General features: G+C 75.1%; 16 protein-coding genes. 9 read left to right on the forward strand and 7 right to left on the reverse strand.

Annotated features, from left to right (window positions below; translation table 11 throughout):
• Nucleotides 1–61: 61 nt before the first annotated feature.
• From ACVMYR_RS13910 to nagA, 3 genes are read left to right on the forward strand one after another with little or no spacing between them, the layout of a single operon-like run.
• Nucleotides 62–991, forward strand: a complete 930-nt coding sequence (locus tag ACVMYR_RS13910) for an SIS domain-containing protein (protein WP_077938101.1) — start codon at nucleotides 62–64, stop codon at nucleotides 989–991.
• A complete protein-coding gene (locus tag ACVMYR_RS13915; RefSeq protein WP_457121953.1) occupies nucleotides 988–1,935 on the forward strand; it encodes an ROK family protein in 948 nt (315 codons plus the stop codon). The genes ACVMYR_RS13910 and ACVMYR_RS13915 overlap by 4 nt, the downstream gene beginning before the upstream one ends.
• 35 nt (nucleotides 1,936–1,970) lie before the next feature.
• Nucleotides 1,971–3,080, forward strand: a complete 1,110-nt coding sequence (gene nagA / locus ACVMYR_RS13920) for an N-acetylglucosamine-6-phosphate deacetylase (RefSeq protein WP_431892263.1) — start codon at nucleotides 1,971–1,973, stop codon at nucleotides 3,078–3,080.
• Between the two features lie 314 nt (nucleotides 3,081–3,394).
• Here nagA and ACVMYR_RS13925 read toward each other — a convergent pair whose 3' ends face one another.
• Nucleotides 3,395–4,618 carry a DUF4032 domain-containing protein gene (locus tag ACVMYR_RS13925; protein ID WP_176734161.1) on the reverse strand — a complete coding sequence of 408 codons (1,224 nt, stop codon included), beginning with the start codon at nucleotides 4,616–4,618 and terminating at the stop codon, nucleotides 3,395–3,397.
• Between the two features lie 78 nt (nucleotides 4,619–4,696).
• On the opposite strand from ACVMYR_RS13925, the gene ACVMYR_RS13930 reads away from it, so the two are divergent.
• Entirely contained in the window at nucleotides 4,697–5,473 is a 777-nt protein-coding gene (locus ACVMYR_RS13930) for a phosphatase PAP2 family protein (protein ID WP_431892265.1), read from the forward strand.
• A 10-nt stretch (nucleotides 5,474–5,483) separates the two neighbouring features.
• Nucleotides 5,484–6,734: an APC family permease gene (locus ACVMYR_RS13935; RefSeq protein ID WP_457121954.1), complete on the forward strand. Its 1,251-nt coding sequence runs from the start codon at nucleotides 5,484–5,486 to the stop codon at nucleotides 6,732–6,734.
• Between the two features lie 13 nt (nucleotides 6,735–6,747).
• Here ACVMYR_RS13935 and ACVMYR_RS13940 read toward each other — a convergent pair whose 3' ends face one another.
• The 3 genes from ACVMYR_RS13940 to ACVMYR_RS13950 are packed head-to-tail and all read right to left on the reverse strand — an operon-like array spanning nucleotide 6,748 to nucleotide 9,416.
• A complete protein-coding gene (locus tag ACVMYR_RS13940; protein ID WP_077938096.1) occupies nucleotides 6,748–7,101 on the reverse strand; it encodes a hypothetical protein in 354 nt (117 codons plus the stop codon).
• Nucleotides 7,098–7,580 carry a hypothetical protein gene (locus tag ACVMYR_RS13945; protein WP_077938111.1) on the reverse strand — a complete coding sequence of 161 codons (483 nt, stop codon included), beginning with the start codon at nucleotides 7,578–7,580 and terminating at the stop codon, nucleotides 7,098–7,100. The genes ACVMYR_RS13940 and ACVMYR_RS13945 overlap by 4 nt, the downstream gene beginning before the upstream one ends.
• A 42-nt stretch (nucleotides 7,581–7,622) precedes the next feature.
• Nucleotides 7,623–9,416, reverse strand: a complete 1,794-nt coding sequence (locus ACVMYR_RS13950; RefSeq protein ID WP_457121955.1) for an NAD-binding protein — start codon at nucleotides 9,414–9,416, stop codon at nucleotides 7,623–7,625.
• 99 nt (nucleotides 9,417–9,515) lie between these two features.
• On the opposite strand from ACVMYR_RS13950, the gene ACVMYR_RS13955 reads away from it, so the two are divergent.
• Both ACVMYR_RS13955 and ACVMYR_RS13960 read left to right on the forward strand, forming a co-directional pair.
• The gene (locus tag ACVMYR_RS13955) at nucleotides 9,516–9,998 is read left to right on the forward strand and encodes an MSMEG_6728 family protein (protein WP_353900425.1); all 483 of its coding nucleotides are present in this window, start codon (nucleotides 9,516–9,518) and stop codon (nucleotides 9,996–9,998) included.
• An 86-nt stretch (nucleotides 9,999–10,084) separates the two neighbouring features.
• Entirely contained in the window at nucleotides 10,085–11,611 is a 1,527-nt protein-coding gene (locus tag ACVMYR_RS13960; RefSeq protein ID WP_077938091.1) for an FAD-dependent oxidoreductase, read from the forward strand.
• 57 nt (nucleotides 11,612–11,668) lie between these two features.
• Here ACVMYR_RS13960 and adhE read toward each other — a convergent pair whose 3' ends face one another.
• Entirely contained in the window at nucleotides 11,669–14,311 is a 2,643-nt protein-coding gene (gene adhE / locus ACVMYR_RS13965; RefSeq protein ID WP_457121956.1) for a bifunctional acetaldehyde-CoA/alcohol dehydrogenase, read from the reverse strand.
• A 214-nt stretch (nucleotides 14,312–14,525) separates the two neighbouring features.
• Between adhE and ACVMYR_RS13970 the strand changes: the two genes are divergently transcribed.
• Both ACVMYR_RS13970 and ACVMYR_RS13975 read left to right on the forward strand, forming a co-directional pair.
• Nucleotides 14,526–15,890, forward strand: a complete 1,365-nt coding sequence (locus tag ACVMYR_RS13970; RefSeq protein ID WP_457121957.1) for a hypothetical protein — start codon at nucleotides 14,526–14,528, stop codon at nucleotides 15,888–15,890.
• A gap of 221 nt (nucleotides 15,891–16,111) precedes the next feature.
• Nucleotides 16,112–16,555 carry an HNH endonuclease gene (locus ACVMYR_RS13975; protein WP_457121958.1) on the forward strand — a complete coding sequence of 148 codons (444 nt, stop codon included), beginning with the start codon at nucleotides 16,112–16,114 and terminating at the stop codon, nucleotides 16,553–16,555.
• Between the two features lie 103 nt (nucleotides 16,556–16,658).
• On the opposite strand, the gene ACVMYR_RS13980 is transcribed toward ACVMYR_RS13975, so the two are convergent.
• Together ACVMYR_RS13980 and ACVMYR_RS13985 are read right to left on the reverse strand one after the other, a co-directional pair.
• Complete coding sequence (locus ACVMYR_RS13980; RefSeq protein WP_457121959.1) at nucleotides 16,659–18,281, reverse strand: serine/threonine-protein kinase; 1,623 nt, start codon at nucleotides 18,279–18,281, stop codon at nucleotides 16,659–16,661.
• A 66-nt stretch (nucleotides 18,282–18,347) separates the two neighbouring features.
• Nucleotides 18,348–19,157 (reverse strand): enoyl-CoA hydratase/isomerase family protein, encoded by an 810-nt coding sequence (locus ACVMYR_RS13985; RefSeq protein WP_457122055.1) that lies wholly within the window; start codon nucleotides 19,155–19,157, stop codon nucleotides 18,348–18,350.
• Between the last annotated feature and the right edge of the window lie 70 nt (nucleotides 19,158–19,227).

The raw sequence follows: 19,227 nt of genomic DNA on the forward strand, positions 1-19,227 counted from the left end.
AACGCGCGAAAGGCGGCCGTATTGCGCCGTATTGCGCACGACCTCCCAGCGAGGAGTTCTCATGGCGTTCGTGCACGCGGAGATCGCGAGTCAACCCGACTGTTGGCGGGAGGCAGCGCTGCTGGCCCCCACGGTCGCCGAGCACCTGCCGCGCCCCGGGGAGCGGGTCGCCGTCGTCGGTTGCGGCACGTCGTGGTTCATGGCGACGGCGTACGCCGGGCTGCGCGAGGCCGCCGGCCACGGCGAGACCGACGCGTTCCAGGCGTCCGAGTTCCCCACGGGCCGCCGCTACGACCGGCTGATCGCCGTCACCCGCTCCGGCACCACCACCGAGGTGCTGGAGCTGCTCGCCGCGCTGCGCGGCCAGCTCCCCACCACCGTCATCGTCGGCGACCCGGCCTCCCCCGCCGTGGACGTCGCCTCCGCCGTGGTCGCCATGCCGTTCGCCGACGAACGCTCCGTGGTGCAGACCCGCTTCGCCACCACCGCCCTGGCCCTGCTCCGCGCCCACCTCGGCGACAACCTGGCCGCGCTCTCCGCCGACGCCGAGGTCGCCGTCCGGGCCCCGCTGCCGATCGACCCGGCCCGCATCGAGCAGGTCACCTTCCTCGGCCGGGGCTGGACGATCGGGCTGGCCCAGGAGGCCGCGCTCAAGTGCCGCGAGGCGGCCACCTTCTGGGCCGAGGCGTACCCGGCCATGGACTACCGGCACGGCCCGATCTCGGTGGCCGCGCCGGGCCGGCTGGTCTGGGCGTTCGGCGACATCCCCGAGGGGCTCGCCGAGGACGTCGCCGCCACCGGGGCCGCCTTCGTGCACAGCCGCACCCACGGCTGCCGCGCCGTGCTCACGAGCTGGGCCGCCGGGCGTACGCCGGTCGACCCGATGGCCGACCTGATCCTCGCCCAGCGGTTCGCCGTCGCCCTGTCCACCAGCCGGGGCCTCGACCCCGACGCGCCCCGCCACCTGACCCGCTCCGTGGTCCTCGCGTGAGCCCAGCCGACGCCGCCGGTCCCGCCGACGTCGTCGTCGCGCTGGACGTGGGCGGCACCGGCATGAAGTGCGCGCTGGTCCGCCCGGACGGCAGCACCGTCCACACCGAGCGGCACCCCACCGACGCGGGCCGGGGCCCCGACGCGGTCGTCGAGACGATCCTCGACGTCGCCGAAGGGCTGGCCGGCAAGGCCCGCGCCGACGGGCTCGACCCTGTCGCGCTGGGCATCGCCGTGCCCGGCGTCGTCGACGAGGCCGCCGGGGTGGCGGTCTGGTCGGCGAACGTGGGCTTCCGGGACGTACCCCTGCGGGAGCTGGCGGCGGCACGGCTCGGGCTGCCCACGGCGCTCGGCCACGACGTGCGCGTCGGCGGCCTCGCTGAGGCCAGGCTCGGCGCGGGCCGGGGCACCGGGCACGTGCTCTTCGTCGCGATCGGCACCGGCATCGCCGCCGCCCACGTCGTCGACGGCGTGGCCGCCACCGGCGCGCACGGTGCCGCCGGGGAGATCGGCCACATCCTCGTCCGCCCCGGCGGCCCGCGCTGCGGCTGCGGGCGCGACGGCTGCCTGGAGGCCGTCGCCTCCGCCTCGGCGATCGCCCGCCACTACGCGGAGGCCACCGGCGGTGGGTTGGCCGGCACGCCCGCGAGCGCCGCCGACGTGGCCGACCGGGCCGCCGCCGGGGAGCCCGCCGCCGCCGGAGTGTGGGCGGAGGCGGTCGAGGCGCTGGCCGACGGGCTCGCCACCGGCCAGTCCCTGTACGACGTGGAGAGCATCGTGGTCGGCGGCGGCCTCGCCCAGGCCGGTCCCCGCCTGTTCGACCCGCTGCGCGCCGCGCTGCACGAGCGGATGACGTTCCACCGCCGGCCGCGCCTGGTCGCGGCGGCCCTCGGCGACGAGGCCGGCTGCCTCGGCGCCGCCCTGCTGGCGCTCGACGCCCGCTGATCTGTACCGGCACGCCTCACACATCTGGAGAAGCGATGACCCTGCGGGTGAACGGCAAGGTGGTGACCCCGACCGGCGTGATCCGGCAGGGCTGCGTGGAACTCGACGGCGACCGGATCACCGCCGTCGCCGAGTACCCGTCGGTGCGCGACGGGCACTGGATCGTCCCCGGCTTCGTGGACATGCACACCCACGGCGGCGGCGGGCACACGTTCACCACCGGCGACGCCGAATCCGCCCGCCAGGCGGCGGCCTTCCACCTGGGGCACGGCACCACCACCCTGCTGGCCAGCCTGGTCAGCTCGCCGTTCGAGCTGATGCGGGCGGCGACCGCCGCATACCGGCCGCTCGTCGAGGAGGGCACGCTGGCCGGCGTCCACTTCGAGGGGCCGTACCTGTCGGCGGCCCGGTGCGGCGCGCAGAACCCGCAGTTCCTCCGCGACCCGTCCGTCGCCGAGCTGACCGAGCTGATCGAGCTGGGCGGGGGCGCGGTGCGGATGGTCACCCTGGCCCCCGAACGGGACGGGGCGCTGGAGGCGATCAAGCTGCTCACCGCCCACCGGGTGGTCGCCGCCGTAGGCCACACCGACGCGACGTACGACCAGACCAGGGCCGCCGTGGGTGCCGGCGCGAGCGTCGGCACTCACCTGTTCAACGGCATGCGCCCGGTGCACCACCGCGAGCCAGGCCCCGTCGTGGCCCTGCTGGACGCCCCGAACGTGGTCTGCGAGCTGGTCGCCGACGGGGTGCACCTGCACGACGGGATGCTCACCTTCGTCACCGCCACCGCCGGCCCCGAACGGGCCGCGCTGATCACCGACGCGATGTCCGCCGCCGGCATGCCCGACGGCGAGTACGAGCTGGGCGGCCAGGCCGTCACCGTCGCTGACGGGGTGGCCCGGCTGGCCGCCGACGGGGCGATCGCCGGCAGCACCCTCACCATGGACGCCGCCCTGCGGCACGCCGTGCACGGGGGCGTGCCGATGGCGGACGCCTGCCGGATGGTGGCCACCACCCCGGCCCGCGCCATCGGCCTCGGCGACCGGGTCGGCGCGCTCCAGGTCGGCCTCCGCGCCGACCTGGTCGTCCTCGACGACGACCTGAACGTGGTCCGGGTGATGCGCGGCGGCTCCTGGGTGGAGTGACGCCCGACGGCACGGTGACCCCCGTCGGCGCGGTGACGCTGCCGACCCGACAGGCGCACCACGCGCGCTAGGGAGCTGAATCGTCTACGACATCACGCACCCGACGACGCGCGCTTCCGACCCGACCGCACTCGCAACCCCGGACAACGCGCGCCTGCGGCCCCGGACAACGCATGTTCGCACCCCCGCACGACGCACGCCTGCGGCCCCGACGGCTTCCGATGACCACCGACGGCCACCGACGGCCACCCGATCCATCCACGACATCAGCTCGCTAGCGTCGGCAGGAGGCATTGCCGGGCAGGGCGGCCGGGTCAGGGCAGGGCGTCGACCTCGACGCCGAGGACGGCCTGCTCGTCGGGGCGGTGCACCAGCACGTCGGCCAGGTACGACTGCACCGCGTGCCGCATGCCGACGTCCCGGCCGGCGCGCTCGGAGAGCAGCCACTTGTGCTCGATGATCTGCGCGAACAGCTCCTGCGGCTCCAGCTTGCGCCGCAGGTGCGCCGGCACCGCCCGCACCACCGGCTCGAAGACCTCGGTGAGCCAGCGGTGCGAGGCCTGCTGCTCGTCGGTCAGGTCGCTCTCCGCCCGGTACGCGTCGAGGTCGTTGAGCAGCTTGCGGGCCTGGTTCTCCTCGGCGTCCAGCCCGGTGAGGCGGAGCAGCCGGCGGTGATGGTAGCCCGCGTCGACCACCTTCGGCCGCACCAGGTACCGCCCGCCGGGGATGGTGGACAGGGCCACCTCGGCCACGTCGAAGCCCAGCTCGTTGAGGCGGCGGATCCGGCGCTCGATGTCGTGCCGGGCCTCCCGCTCGACCTGCTGCTCGTAGGTGATCTCGTGCCAGAGCCGCTCGTAGCGCTGCACGACCTCCTCGCACACCACCTCCGGGTCGATCGACTCGTGCAGCAGGCCCGCGGCCTGGAGGTCGAGCGCCTCGCCGAAGATGTTGACCCGGGCGATCTCCAAGTCCTCGCCGCGCTGGCCGTTGGACAGCGAGCTGTGCAGGGCCCCCGTCTCGGCGTCCACCAGGTACGCGGCGAACGCGCCCGCGTCCCGGCGGAACAGCGTGTTCGACAGCGAGCAGTCGCCCCAGAAGAAGCCGGTGAGGTGCATCCGGACGATCAGGGCGGCCAGCGCGTCGAGCAGCCGGCCCATCGTCTCGGGGCGCAGCGTGTGCGAGAACAACGCCCGGTAGGGCAGCGAGAACTGGAGGTGCCGGGTGATCAGCACCGGGTCCAGCGGCTCCCCGTCGTCGGTCTGCCGGTCGGCGACGATCGCCACCGCCTCCACCGACGGGAAGTCGATCCGCTCCAGCGCCCGCAGCAGGTCGTACTCCCGCTCGGCGACCCGCTCGCCGGTCTCCTTGACCGCGTAGACGTACCCGCCGAGGCGGACGAAGCGCACGATGTGCCGGGAGATGCCCTGTGGCAACGCCACCAGGTGCTCGGCAGGCCACTCCTCCAGCGGGGTCGACCACGGGAGGTCGAGCAGCGCCGGGTCCACGAGGGCAGAGGTGATCCGCACGCCGACCAGCATGACGCGTCACCCCGCCGAAGCGCACCCCATCGTGCCTCGCCCCACAGCGGGCGGGCGGCGGCCCGGTAGCGTGGTCGGGTGCGCGAAACCCAGACGGTACGGCGGAAAGTGCAGCTCAGGCCCGTACGCCCGGCCGGCTGGTGGTGCGACGCACTCCTGCTCGCCGGACTGGTCGGGTTGACGGTCGCGCTCGCCGCCGACCGGCTTTTCGGCGTCGACCGCGCGATCGCCGACTGGGCGGAGGCGCACCGGCCCGCGGCGGCGTACTGGGTGGCGGTGGTGCTCAACTATCTGGGCCAAGGCACCCCGCTGACCCTGATCGCGCTGGGTATGGGGGTGTTGCTGGCCGCCCGGGTGCGCTCGGTGCGCCCGGTGCTGCCGCCGGTGCTCGCCTTCGTGTTCACCCTCTTCACCATCGGTCCGCTGAAGGTGTGGACCGCCCGGCCCGCGCCGAGCGCCAGCGTCAAGGAGCCGTTCCTGCCCCCCGAGGCGACCCTGCCGCTGTTCCAGCACGACCTGCCGGTGCGGTTCGCCCAGTCCTATCCGTCGGGCCACGTCGCCAACGCGATCGTCTGGTACGGGGTCATCGCGCTGCTGCTGACGCCGCTGCTGGCCAGCTTCGGCCGGGCCGTTCCGCCCCGGCTGGTCACGCTCGTCCGGCTGGTTCCGCCGGCCGTCGTGCTCTGCACCACCACGTACCTGGGCTGGCACTGGTTGACCGACTCGGTGGCCGGGCTGCTGCTGGGGCTCCTCCTGGACCGGCTGCTGCACCGGGTGCCGTGGGACGACGTGCCGCTGCCCCGGCGGTTGCTGGGCGGCTGGGATCGTCCCGCGCTGTTCACCTCGACCCCCTAGGGTCCGGGTCATGGAGCGGCTGGCGCGGCGTTTGGGCGTACCCGATGCGGTGGTCATCGGTCTGGGGTCGATGCTCGGCGCGGGCGTCTTCGTGGTCTTCGCCCCGGCGGCGGCGTCGGCCGGCGGCGCGGGCCTGCTGGTGGCGCTGGCCCTCGCCGGGTTCGTGGCGTTCTGCAACGCGACCAGCTCGGCCCGGCTGGCCGCCCGCTATCCCGAGTCCGGCGGCACGTACGTCTACGGGCGGGAGCGGCTGGGCCCGTTCGCCGGTTTCGTGGCGGGCTGGGGCTTCGTGGTCGGCAAGACGGCGAGCTGCGCGGCGATGGCGTTGACCATCGGGGCGTACCTCTGGCCGGGGCGCGCCCGGTTCGTCGCCGTCGCCGCCGTCGCGGCGGTGACCGCCGTCAACCTGCGCGGCATCGGCAAGACCGCGACGGCCACGAAGGCCCTGGTGGGCGTGGTGCTGGCGGTGCTGGCCCTGGTCGCGGGGGCCGGCCTGCTCGGCGGCGGCTTCGACGCGGGCCGGATCGCCGGGCCCGGCGCCTCCAGCAGCCCCGGCACGCACGGCGTGCTGGCCGCCGCCGGGCTGCTCTTCTTCGCCTTCGCCGGGTACGCCCGGATCGCCACCCTCGGCGAGGAGGTGCGCGACCCGGAGCGGACGATCCCCCGGGCGGTGCCGCTGGCGCTCGGCGTGGTGCTGGCGATCTACCTCGTGCTGGCGGTGGTGGCGCTCGGGGTGCTCGGCCCCGGGCGGCTCGCCGCGTCCGCCGCGCCCCTGGCCGACGTGGTGACGGCCGCCGGGCTGCCCGGCCTGGCCTGGGTGGTGCGGGCCGGGGCGACCGTGGCGGTGACCGGGGTGCTGCTGTCGCTGGTCGCCGGGGTGGGCCGGACCCTGCTGGCGATGGCCCGCCGCCGGGACGTGCCGCACGGCCTGGCCGCCGTGCACCCCGTGCGCCGGGTGCCGCACCGGGCCGAGCTGGCGGTGGCCGCCGTGGTGACGGTCGTGGTGCTCGTCGGCGACGTACGCGGGGCGATCGGCTTCTCCAGCTGCACGGTGCTGGTCTATTACGCCATCACCAACGCCTCGGCGCTCACCCTGGGCCGCGACCCGGGCCGCCGGCTGCCGGTGCGGCTGCTCGCCGTGCTGGGGCTGGTCGGCTGCGTGGCGCTCGCGGTCAGCCTGCCGCTGGCCAGCGTGCTCGCCGGGTTCGGCGTGCTCGCCCTCGGCGCCGCCTGGTACGCCCTCCGCCCTCGGCAAGCCTGAAGAAGTGCGCCGATCAGTCCGTCTCGCGGGGATGTCCGGCGCCTGCATAGGTGAGCCAGACCGTACGCCGTTCGTCGTCGATCAGATACCAGATCCGCCCGCCACCGGTCACCTCGTACTGCCAGCGCTCGAACTGCTCCCCCTTCCAGGCCGCCGAGGCGAGCGCGCCCTTGAGGCGGTGCTGCCTCTCGGGTGCCGTCCTCGACCTGGGATCGGCTCGTAGGACCTCGTAGGCGCGCCGGAGGTTGGCCGGCACCTGCCGGGCAAGCTGCTCCCAGCCGTCGGCCGCCGCAGAGTCGGCGAACCGCAGCTCGAACTCGGTGCCGACGGCGGGCGGGGCCGCCCGATCTCCCCGCTTCGGACTCACTGGCGAACCTCGGGGGCGGGCACCGGGCCGAGATCACCGGTCGGCTCTCGGGTCAGGATCTCCAGCAGCGTCGGGTCGGCATGGATCTCGGCGGTGTGCCGCCACTGGGCCAGCAGCACCGCCACCGGCGACAGGTTCTCCAGTGACGCCGCGCCCTGCGCCACCTCGATCAACTCGCCCAGCAACTGGTCGACGTCGTCCTCAGGCAGGAAGGACACCCAGGGCAGTGCCTCGCCCAGCACTCGACGCACGGCCTCCGGGGACTGGGTACGAACGAGGCCGGCCAGCAGACGCGCGGTGAAATCGATGACGACAGCGTCCTGTTCCAACTGGTCGGCGCGGGTCAACGCCAGGTCCCCGGCGCCGCGCCGCCGCAGCCGCAGAGCACGTACGGAGTCCAACCGATCGGCCACAGCCGCCGGCCTGTGCAGGAACTCGCTGAACGGGAGTTCTTCGTATACAGCCGTCACGACTTCCACAGTACCGTGGAAGTCGTGGGGAGTAGGTGGCCGGACGCGCCACTACTCTTCACTCGTCCTGGGCGGGGGTGGGCCGGCCGGGGCGGGCGGGGGCTCCGGGGCGGGCGGGGTGGTCTCGCGCAGCAGGGCGGTCAGCCCCGCCCGGCGGGCCACCACGGTCAGCCGGTCCCCGGCCGTGATCACCAGGCGGGGGTCGGCCGACCAGTCCGCCTTCTGGCCGGGGCGGGCGTGCGCGAGCAGGCGTACCGCGCCGGGCTGGGCCACGGCGGACAGCGGGCTGCCGTCCAGCGGCGACCCGGCGACCACCTGGACCTCGGTGACCAGCAGGGCGTGCCGGCCCACCGGGATGGTGGCGATCACCGCCCGGTCCAGCAGGGCGGCGGCGAACGACGGCGCGGCGAGATACGACACGCTGCGCGAGATGCCGATGCCGAACGCCTTCTGGACTCGCTCGGCGAAGTCGCCGTCGAACAGGCGCAGCACCACCCGCAGGTCGGGGGTGAGCCCCCGCGCGTTCAGCGCGGCCCGCAGGTTGACGTCGTCGTCGGTGGAGACCACCACGAGGGCCTGGCAGGTCTCGACGGACGCCGACCGCAGCGTCTCCTCCCGACCGGCGTCGCCGACCACCATCGGCACGCCGAGCCGGTGCGCCAGCGACGCGCCCCGGGCTTCCGGGTCCTTGTCGATGGCGACCACCTCGACGCCGAAGTCGTTGAGCTGGGCCATGACGCGGGTGCCGATGTTGCCCAGCCCGACGACCACGACGTGCCCGGACCGGGCGGGCTGGATCCGGCCGGTGTGCAGGGCCAGCCGGGCGTTGACGATCCCGTCGACGACCACGGCCGTGATCAGCGGGATCAGCGCCAGCCCGGCCAGGTTGAGCACCACCTGCATGACCTGTGCGGCGACGGGCTTGGCGACGTCCGGGTCCTCGCCGGTGAGCGTGGTGACCAGGGTGAGGTAGAGCGCGTCGGCCCAGCCCACGTGCGCGGCCCGGGCGTTGAGCCAGCCCAGCGCGGCGATGACGGCCAGCAGCACCAGCACCGCGATCCCGATCTTGCGGGTGGCGAAGCTGCGGACCGCACGCAGCAGCACGGCGACGGGCCGCCGCCGGCGGCGGGCCCGGACCAGCCGGCGGGCGGCCAGCTCCGTGCCGGGCGGCTGCCCGGTCGCCTCGGCCAGCACCACGTCGGCCGTCGACTCGTCGGCGGGCAGGAGGCGCGGCCGGGCCGCATCCCGGGTGTCGGCCACCCCGCACACGACGTCCTTCTCGCGTACGTCGGCGCGACGCGCCACGTAGAGGGTGCGCCCGCCGTGCCGGAAGTGCGTCGGGGCGACCTCGCCGAGCGCGGCGGCCACGAACGCGGGGGCGGCCATCGACGCGTCGGAGAGCACCGCCGAGTCGGGGAAGAGCTGCCGCAGCCCGTTGGCGAGGCTGGTGTTGAACATGCGTACCACCAGCCGCAGCCGGGGCTCCACCTCCTGCGCGCAGAGCGCGGCGTGCATGTTGCCGACGTCGTCCTGGTGCAGCAGCGCCAGCCCGTCCGCACCCGTCAGGCCGGCCCGCCGGAACGTCACCTCGTCGAGCCGGTCGGCGCGGACGACGTGGAGGCCGGGAAGGTCGCGCCCGTCGGGGCCGTCGGAGCGGCGGCGCTCCGGCACCACCAGGGTGATCCGCGCCCGGCCGGAGTCCAGCTCGGTGGCGAGCAGCGCCCGCACCACCCAGTAGGCCAGCGGATCCGACCCGCAGACGACGTAGTGCGGGCGGGTCTCCCCGTTGACCCGCAGCCGCCAGCCGGTCGCGCGGCGCGCGCGGTCGCGCAGGGGCTCCGCCATGCGCCGAATCGTAGTCAGCGGCGCGGAGCCCGCGCAGCCCCGTGATCATGAACGATCATCGGGAACGATTGTCGCGCCCGGGGACGGGTAGAGCGGGGCATGCAGACGTTCCTGCCGTACCCGGACTTCCTGGCCAGCGCGCGGGCGCTGGACACCCGGCGGCTCGGCAAGCAGCGGGTGGAGGCCATCCAGGTGCTGCGCGGGCTGACCCGGCCCGGGTACGGCTGGCGCAACCACCCGGCGGTGAAGATGTGGGCCGGGTACGAGGAGGCGCTGGTCCGCTACGGCCTGGACGTCTGCGCGGTGTGGTGCGGGCCGGGGCGGGCCGACACCTGCGCGGCGACGCTGGTCGCCGACCTCGCCGCCGCCTGCGGCGTGACCACCGTACGCACCCAGGCGGAGCTGGCCGACGCCGGTGAGCTGCCGCCGTGGCTGGGCCGCGACGACCTGCACCGCAGCCACCGCTCGTCGCTGCTGCGCAAGGACCCGGACCACTACCGCCCGATCTTCGGCGACGTCGACCCGGGCCTGGAGTACGTCTGGCCCGCCTCCGACCGCGAGCGCCGCTGCCCCGCGCCCTGAGGCGCTGCGAGGCGCAAGAAGGGGACCCTTCTCGACCGCAGGCGTTAACAGGGGGCCCTTCCTTGCACCTCGGGCAGACTGGGCGCATGGCACTGTCTCAGGTGGTGGGCCGGCTGATCGGCGTACGGCAGCACGTGGTGGACCCGGGCGGCGGTGGCGCCCACCGCGTGCCGCGCCCGGTGGAGGCCGTGGTCGTCGGCGGCGGGATCGCCGGCATGTCGGCGGCGGTGGTGCTCGCCGAGCGCGGGGTGCGGGTGACCGTGCTGGAGGCCGCCCCGACCCTCGGCGGCCGGCTCGGCGCGTGGCCGCAGGAGCTGGCCGACGGCGTCCAGGCCAACGAGCACGGCTTCCACGCGTTCTTCCGGCAGTACTACAACTGGCGGTCGATCCTGCGTCGGGTCGACCCGGAGCTGCGGTTCCTCAAGCCGGTCCCCGGCTATCCGATCCTGAGCGCCGACTGGCCCACGGAGGAGTTCGGGCGGCTCCCGCCGGCCCCGCCGGCCAACCTGCTCGCCCTGCTGCTGCGCAGTCCCAGCCTGCGGCTGGCCGACCTGCGGGCGATGGACCGGGACGCCGCGCTGCCGCTGCTCACCTACGACCCGGTGCGCACGTACGCCGAGTTCGACGGCAGGACCGCCGACGAGCTGCTGAACTCGCTGCGGCTGCCCGACCGGGCCCGCGCGATGCTGTTCGAGGTCTTCTCCCACTCGTTCTTCAACCACGAGGCGGAGATGTCGGCGGCCGAGATGATCGCCCAGTTCCACTTCTATCTGCTCGGCAACCCGGAGGGGCTGGCGTTCGACTGTCCCGACGAGGACTACGGCACCGCCATCTGGCAGCCGCTGGCCCGGCACGTCGAGCGCCACGGCGGGCGGGTACGCACCGGCGTCGCCGCGACCCGGCTGGACCGCACCCCCGACGGCTGGCGGGTGAGCGCCGCCGACGGCACGGCGTACCCGGCCGGGCACGTGGTGCTCGCCGTCGACCCGCCGGCCCTGGCCGCCCTCGTCGCCGCCTCGCCGGTGCTGACGGGAGCCGCACCGGAGCTGGTCGCGGCGATGCCCGCGTTCGGCACCCCCGGCCCGCCGTACGCGGTGGCCCGCTACTGGTGCGACGGGGACGTCGACGCCGGGCGGGCGGTGTTCAGCGGGGTGTCCCGCCAGCCCACCCTGGACTCGGTGACGCTCTACCACCGGCTGGAGAACGAGTCGCGCCGCTGGGCGGAGCGCACCGGCGGCTCGGTGCTGGAGCTGCACGCGTACGCCTGCGAGCCGGGCGTGCCGGCCGAGGAGCTGGCCGAGCGGATGCGCGCCGAGCTGGTGGCGCTCTGGCCGGAGGCGGCCCGGCTGCGGGTGCGCGAGCTGCGGGCCCGGGTCGAGGCGCAGGCCCCCGCGTTCACCCCGGGCGGTCACGCCCGGCGGCCGGGGGTGCGCACCGACGCCGACGGGCTCTACCTGGCCGGCGACGGCATCCGCACCGACTTCCCGAGCGCCCTGATGGAGCGGTCCGCGGCGACGGGGATCGTCGCCGCGAACCACATCCTGCGCGCCGAGGGCGGGGCGGCCGAACCGGTCCGCTCGATCCGCCCCCGCGGCCTCCTCGCTGGGAGGTAAGGAAGGGCACCTTGTTAACGCTTTCTGCATAGGAAGGGCCCCCTCCTAACACCTGCGTCAGGCGGCGGCCCAGCGCGTGCCGTGGTACGCCGCCCGCATGAGCTGCTGCATGTCGTCGAGCATCGGCATCCTCGGGTTGGCCGGCGCGCACTGGTCCTCGTAGGCGTTGAGCGCCTGCTGCGGCAGGGCCGCCTCGAACGCCGCCTCGTCCACGCCGATCGCGGCGAACGACGGCTCGATGCCGACCGCGTCGCGCAGCCGTTCCACGGCCGCCGCCAGCGACTCGACGCCCTCGGCCGGGGTCGCCGCCGGCAGGCCCAGCGTCCGGGCGATCTCGGCGAACCGCTCCGGCGCGCGGTAGCTCTCGTACTTGGGCCAGCCGGACAACTTCGACGGGACGGTGCCGTTGTAGCGGATGACGTGCGGCAGCAGCACCGCGTTGGTGCGCCCGTGGGCGATGTGGAAGGTCGCCCCGAGGGTGTGCGACATGGCGTGCACGATGCCGAGGAACGCGCTGCCGAACGCCATCCCGGCGATGGTGCCGGCGTTGTGCATCCGTTCCCGCGCCTCGGCGTCGCCGCCCGCCGCCGAGGAGGCACCGGCGGTCGAGGAGCCGCCGGTCACCGAGCACTCCAGGTTGGCGAAGATCAGCCGGATCGCGTGCAGGGCCAGGCCGTCGGTGAAGTCGTTGGCGTAGACCGACACGTACGCCTCGATGGCGTGGGTGAGCGCGTCGAAGCCGCTGTCGGCGGCGATGGCGCGCGGCATGCTGGCGGTCAGCACCGGGTCGACGATCGCCACGGTCGGGGTAAGCGCGTAGTCCGCGAGGGGGTACTTCTTGCCGGTGCGGCGGTCGGTGATGACCGCGAACGGGGTCACCTCCGCCCCGGTGCCCGAGGTGGTCGGCACGCAGACCAGCCGGGCCTTCTCGCCGAGGGTGGGGAAGGCGAAGGCGCGCTTGCGGATGTCGAAGAACTTCTCCCGCAGGTCGTCGAAGACCACCTCGGGGTGCTCGTAGCGCAGCCACATCACCTTGGCGGCGTCCATCGCCGAGCCGCCGCCGAGGGCGATGATCGTGTCCGGTTGGAAGGAGCGCATCAGGGCGGCGCCCCGGTCGACGGTCTCCACGCTGGGCTCGGGCTCGACGTCGTCGATGATCTGGAGCGCGATGTGGCCGGGGCGGCGCTGGAGGATCCGGTTGACCCGGTCGACGAAGCCGAGGCGGGTCATGGTGGCGTCGGTGACGACGGTGACCCGGTGCACGTCGGGCATCTCGGCGAGGTACCGCAGCGCGTTCGGCTCGAAGTAGATCTTCGACGGGACCTTGAACCACTGCATGTTGTTGGTCCGCCGGCCGATCCGCTTGATGTTGACCAGGTTGACCGCCGAGACGTTGTTCGACACCGAGTTGCGGCCGTAGCTGCCGCAGCCGAGGGTCAGCGACGGCAGGAAGGCGTTGTACATGTCGCCGATGCCGCCCTGGGAGGCCGGCGAGTTCCAGATGATCCGGACGGCCTTGACCCGCTGCCCGAACTCCTCGACCAGCGCCTCGTCCTCGGTGTGGATCACCGCGCTGTGGCCGAGGCCGTGGAACTCGACCATCTCCTCGGCATACCGCAGGCCCTGCTCGCGGGTCGGGGCGCGCAGCACCGCGAGGACCGGGCAGAGCTTCTCCCGGGTCAGCGGCTCGTCCGGGCCGACGCGGTCGACCTCCGCCAGGATGATCGAGGTACGCGGCGGCACGGTGATGCCGGCCCGCTCGGCGATCCACTCCGCCGGCCGCCCGACGACGTCCGGGTTGAGCCGGCCGGCGGGGAACAGGAGCGCCTCCAGCTTCGCCTTGTCCTGCGCCGACGCCACGTACGCGTGCAGGGCCCGGAACTCGTCGAGCGCGGCGTCGGCGACGGCCTCGTCGAGGATCACCGCCTGCTCCGAGGCGCAGATCATGCCGTTGTCGAACGCCTTGGACAGCACGATGTCGTTGACGGCGCGCTTGAGCTTCGCGCTGGCCTCGACGTACGCGGGCACGTTGCCCGCACCGACGCCGAGCGCCGGCTTGCCCGCCGAGTACGCGGCGCGGACCATCGCGTTGCCGCCGGTGGCGAGGATGGTGGCGATGCCGGGGTGGTGCATGAGCGCGGTGGTCGCCTCGACCGACGGCTGCTCGATCCACTGGACGCAGTGCTCGGGCGCGCCCGCCGCGACGGCCGCGTCGCGGACCGTGCGGGCCGCCTCCACGCTGCACCGCTGCGCCGACGGGTGGAACGCGAAGACGATCGGGTTGCGGGTCTTCAGCGCCAGCAGGGCCTTGAAGATGGTGGTCGAGGTGGGGTTGGTGACCGGGGTGATGCCGGCGACGACGCCGACCGGGTCGGCGATCTCCACGATGCCGTCGATCTCGTCGCGGCTGATGATCCCGACGGTCCGCACCCGCGCCATGCTGTGGGTGACGTGCTCGCAGGCGAAGATGTTCTTCACGGCCTTGTCCTCGAAGACCCCCCGGCCGGTCTCCGTCACGGCGAGCCGGGCGAGTTCGGCGTGCCGGTCCAGGGCGGCCACGGACGCCTTGCGGACGATCCGGTCGATCTCCTCCTGGGTGAACCGGTCGTACTCGGCCAGGGCCTTGAGCCCGTCGGAGACGAGGGCGTCGACCATGGCGTCGAGCTCGGTCGACGGGGCGGTCCTCGGTTCGGCCTTCATCTGTCACACCTCGGCGGTCGCGGCTTCTTCGGTCACCTTCAGCATCGATCGCCGGCGATCCCGACGGTGGTGCGGAAGGGCCCCTCCGGCACCGCCGAAGGTCCCGACCCCGCACCCCAATTCACCACAAGGCAAGCTATTGGTGCATATGCTCGAAGGGGTGCCCGGGCGGCCGGCAGGGCCCGCCCGGGAGGTCGGACGGGGGTGTCGACGGGTGTCGACGGTGCACCGGCGGGGCGCGGGACGCGAACCGGCCACTGGCGACGCGGCCGACGGGCCGCCGCCCGGTGACGCCTACGGCGGCCGGGACGGCGACGCGCACGGCGGGTCGACCGTCGACCCGTTCGGCCGCCGGGGCGACGACGCGGCCGGGCGGCTCCGGGACGAGCGGGGCTGCGTCGTGACGGCCCTGCGGCTGGGCTGGTGGATGGCCGACGCGTACCACCACGCGCAGACGGCCGACCTGTCGGCGCCGCAGCGACGCCCGGGCGGGCCGCCGGTGAAGCTGACCAACCTCACCGAGATGTCCGGCCGGCGGCGGCTGCGGATGTACCTCGACGGGATCGACGTCGCGCTGGCCCAGATCGCCGCGCTGACCGGCACCGGCGGCACCGCGCCGTCCACCGCCGCCGCCCGGGCGGCCACGCCGACCGGCACGACGACGGCGGAGGCGACAGCAGCCACGCCGACCGGCACGACGACGGCGGAGGCGACAGCGGCCCTGCCGGCCGAGACGACACCGGCCCCGGTGGGCGAGGCGACGGCGGCGCTGCTGCTCGCCCTGGACGACCTCAACGTGGACGTGCTGCGCTGGGCCATGGCCGCCAACCCCCGGATCGGGCTGGCCTACCGCCTCGGCCGGTCGCTGGCCGACACCGTCCGGCACGGCGAGGCCGAGCAGGTGCCGTGGCGCTTCGCCGGCCGGCAGCACGAGATCAGCCGGTGGCTCGACGAACTGGCCAGCGTGCTGCCGCCGTACTCGGCCGCCGTCGTGCGCCGGTCGCTACGGGCGTGGGCCGACGCGGTCACCCGGGCCCGGGTGGGCGACCCGGCCGAGGCCGGCCTCGACGAGTTGGCCCGCGAGCTGCGCAACCAGGGCGACCGCTGGCGCAACGTGCTGACCGGAGGGCTGCACCCACGCGACCTGCTCGACGAGGAGGACTACGCGGTCGTCGCCCGGAACGTGATCATTCGGGACCGGAAGCTGGTCGTGCAGGCGGCCCGGGGGATCTTCTGGCCCGTGCTCGTACCCCTGCTCGTGGTGCTGTTCGCGGTGGTCGGGGTCAGCGCCGCCGCGGCGGCCGGCTCCCCCACCACCCGCGCGGCCGTCGCCCTGGTCGGGCTCGGCGCCGGGCTGACCGCCATCTGGCGGACGGTGTCCGGGCCGACCCTCGCCGTCGCCGGGGAGGTCAACCGGCCGCTGCTGGAGGGGGAGCTGACCGTGCGGATGGCCGGCCGGGTCGACGGGCCGCTGGCCGACGCGCGGGCCGCCGCCCGGACCCGACGGCCACGCCACCCGGACCAGGTCCCCGGTGGATCGAAATACGTTGCCGGCCTCACCCCCGCCGACCTACCGTGATCGCGCCAGGTCAACCAGCCAGCCGGGAGACGGTCATGTCGTTGTCGCACGTCAGAGGCGTGTCGTCGGCGCTACCCGTCGACGGTTGCCGATTCGCCGCGCCCCGGGAAGGGCGGCCCGGCTGACGCGCGTCCGCGTGCGTCGAGCCGCCCGTCCCCGCCGGACCCGGGCGGCTCTTCGCTGTCCGGCCCGACCCACCGTCGCCCCTGGAAGGAGACCCGGTGGACGCCGTCCTCGTCATCAACGCCGACCTCGGCCCGCTGCACCGGGTCACCGTCCAGCACGCGATCCGGATGCTCTGCCGCCGGGTCGCCGAGATCCACGAGGCCGAGCCGGACCGGGTGATCGGGATCTTCCCGGTCCCCCGGGTGGTCCGCCTCGTCCGGTACGTGGTGACCCGCTGGCGGTTCAGCGCTGGCCCGGCCTGGTCCCGGGCGGGTGTGCTGCGCCGCGACGACCGGTGCTGCGCCTACTGCGGCGGACCGGCCAGCACCGTCGACCACGTCCTGCCCCGCTCGCGCGGCGGCCGCAACACCTGGCGCAACACCACCGCCGCCTGCAACGCGTGCAACCAGCGCAAGGGCGACCGGACGCCGGCCGAGGCGGGCATGCCGCTGCGGCACGAGCCGGCCGTACCGAGCTGGGCGTCGCTGGCGGGGCGGTGACCGGCCGGCCGGCGGGAACGGGGGGCCGCGTCGGGGGTACGCCCCGGCGCGGCACCCGCCGGCCCCGGCCGGGCAACCGCAGGCCGTGCCACCGCGGGCCGGGTCAGCGCTCGATCTCCCGTACCCTCGGCACCACCATGCCGTTGGCGCAGCTCGCCCGGACGTCGCTGGCGTGGGCGGCGGAGCCGAGCACGACGCGGACCTCCCGGGTGGGGCCCGGCACGTACTCCTCGACCTGGTAGCCGTCCGCCGGCACGGTCGACGTCACCGCCGCACTCTGGCCCGTGCAGGACACCCGGACGATGCCGCCGCTCGCGCGCACCGCGACCGTCGGCGGCTCGGCGGGGGCCGGCTCGGCCGGGTCCTCGCCGGAGTCCGGGGCGGACGGCGACGCGGAGGTGGAGGGGGACGGGGCCGCCGACGGCGACCTGCCCGACCCGCCGGGGGCCGACGGGCCCGGGGCCCCGCCGCCCGGGGCGGGGCTGAGTGCGGGGTCGCCGGGGCGCGGCGAGCCGGCGTCCCCGGCGGGGACGCCGACGTCGCCGGTGGGTCGGACCTCGCCGACGGGGGCGACGACCTCGTCGGCGGAGGGCACCGGCGACCCGGTCGGACCGGCCGCGCCGGACCGGTGCGGGCGGGACGAGTCGGCGAGCGAGCCGGCGGTCGCCACGGCGATGACCAGCGCGGCGGCGACCACGAGCAGGGCCCGGTACCGCCGCCGGGCCGGATCCCGACGGGGCGCGGGGCGCGGTGCCGGCCCGCGCGGCGCGTCGCCAGAGCCGGCCTCCGCCCCGCCCCCGCCCGCAGCACCGGACATGTCGGCACCGCCGGACCGGGCGGCACCCCCGCCGGCCGGGCCGTCACCGGCGGCGACCGCGGTCGGCTCGGGCCGGGCCGCCTCGGCGGCCCGCATCCGGGTGACCACCGCCGCCAGCCGCGCCGCCGCCTCCTCGGCGGACGGCCGGGCGGCCGGGTCCTTGGCGAGGCAACGCCGGCACAGCTCGGCCACCTCGGCGGGAACGCCGTCGACCGGCGGCAGGGGCCTCGGCTCGACGTAGACGTGGGCCCGCAGCATCTGGGTGGGGGTGTCGGTCTCCCAGGGCAGCTCGTCGGTGAGCACGAGGTGGACGAGCAGCCCGAGCGCGTAGACGTCGGAGGCGGGCACCACCTCCCCGGCGTCGAGCCGCTCCGGCGCCAGGTAGGAGGGGGTGCCCAGCAGCTTGCCGTCGAAGTCGATCTCCGGCTGGCCGACGGCGGCAGCCGTGCCGAAGTCGACCACCTTCGCCCCGGACGGCGTGAGCACGACGTTGGCCGGCTTGACGTCGCGGTGCACCAGACCCCGCGCGTGCGCCGCGGCGAGCGCGGCGGCGACCTCCGCGCAGATCCGCAGCCCCTCCACCGCCGGCAGCGGTCCGTCGTCGAGCCGCCGGGCCAGGGTGGGACCGGGCAGCAGCTCCATCACCACGTACGGCGCGGGCTCTCCGGTGTGGGTCAGCGCCTCGCCGTAGTCGTAGACGTTGGTGACGTTCGGGTGCGAGAGCCGGGCGGCGGCCTTCGCCTCGGCGCGGATGCGTCGGCGGGCGGCCCGGTCCGAACCGAGCAGCACCTTGACCGCCACCTCGCGTTCCAGCAGCTCGTCGTACGCCCGGTGGACCACCGCCGTGCCGCCCTTGCCGATGCGATCTCCCAGGCGGTACCGGCCGTTGAGGAATTGATCGATCTGCACCGGCACAGCGTGCCAGTATGGGCCCCGTCACACCAACCGATCATCGAGAAAACCCGATCGGGCAGGTCAGGGCCCGGGTGCCGGGCGTTCCGGTGTGGACGGTCCGTGGGCGGCGGGCGGGGCCCAGCCGAACCGGGGCGCCCGGCGCCCGTTGGCGGCCGCCACCCCCTCCCGGGCCTCCCCGCTGTCCCGGACCTGCCCGTGCCACCAGGCGATCCGTTCCGCGTCGGCCCGGTCGTCGACGATCTCCTTCGCGGCGGCGACGGTGAGCCGGGAGCGCTCGGCGATCGTGGCGGTGAGCGCCGCCACCCGGGCGGCGAGCCCGGCCGGCGGCAGCACCTCGTCGACCAGCCCGATCCGCAGGGCCCGCTCGGCGTCGATCAGCTCGGCGGTGAAGAGCAGGTGCTTCGCGGCCGACGGGCCGACCAGCCGGGCAAGCCGGCGGGTGGTGGGCGCGGGATAGACCAGGCCGAGCCGGGCCGGCGGCACCCCGAACCGGGCGTCGGCGGCGGCGAGCCGCAGGTCGCAGGCCACCGCGAGCTGGCAGCCGCCCCCGACGCAGGCACCCTCGATCGCGGCGACGGTCGGCCGGGCGAAGGCGGCGAGCCGCTCCTCGGCGGCCACGGCGATGCTGGCGTCACCGGCGTCGAGCAGTTCGTCGAGCTCACCGAGGTCGGCCCCGGCGCAGAACGTGCCGGCCGCGCCGGTGAGCACCAGCGCGCGGATCCGCTCGTCGGCCTCCAACCGGTCCAGCAGCACCGGCAGCCGCCGCCACATCGCCGGGGTCATCGCGTTGCGCCGCCCCGGGTTGGAGATCACGATCGTGGCCACCGGGCCGGTCGTCCCGACGGTCAGCTCCGCGTCCGGCACCGCCACCACCCCTCGACGATAACGACGTGGGCCCGGCGACCACCCGAGTGGGGTGGCCGCCGGGCCGGGAGAGGTA

It is taken from the genome of Micromonospora sp. PTRAS2, assembly GCF_054052245.1.

Bases quoted from the DNA above. Each gene is read 5' to 3' on its own strand.
- ACVMYR_RS13910 (WP_077938101.1), top strand. From the start codon at position 62: ATGGCGTTCGTGCACGCGGAGATCGCGAGTCAACCCGACTGTTGGCGG.
- ACVMYR_RS13960 (WP_077938091.1), top strand. From the start codon at position 10,085: ATGGCACTGTCTCAGGTGGTGGGCCGGCTGATCGGCGTACGGCAGCAC.
- ACVMYR_RS13935 (WP_457121954.1), top strand. From the start codon at position 5,484: ATGGAGCGGCTGGCGCGGCGTTTGGGCGTACCCGATGCGGTGGTCATC.
- ACVMYR_RS13925 (WP_176734161.1), bottom strand. From the start codon at position 4,618: ATGCTGGTCGGCGTGCGGATCACCTCTGCCCTCGTGGACCCGGCGCTG.
- ACVMYR_RS13950 (WP_457121955.1), bottom strand. From the start codon at position 9,416: ATGGCGGAGCCCCTGCGCGACCGCGCGCGCCGCGCGACCGGCTGGCGG.
- ACVMYR_RS13955 (WP_353900425.1), top strand. From the start codon at position 9,516: ATGCAGACGTTCCTGCCGTACCCGGACTTCCTGGCCAGCGCGCGGGCG.
- adhE (WP_457121956.1), bottom strand. From the start codon at position 14,311: ATGAAGGCCGAACCGAGGACCGCCCCGTCGACCGAGCTCGACGCCATG.
- nagA (WP_431892263.1), top strand. From the start codon at position 1,971: ATGACCCTGCGGGTGAACGGCAAGGTGGTGACCCCGACCGGCGTGATC.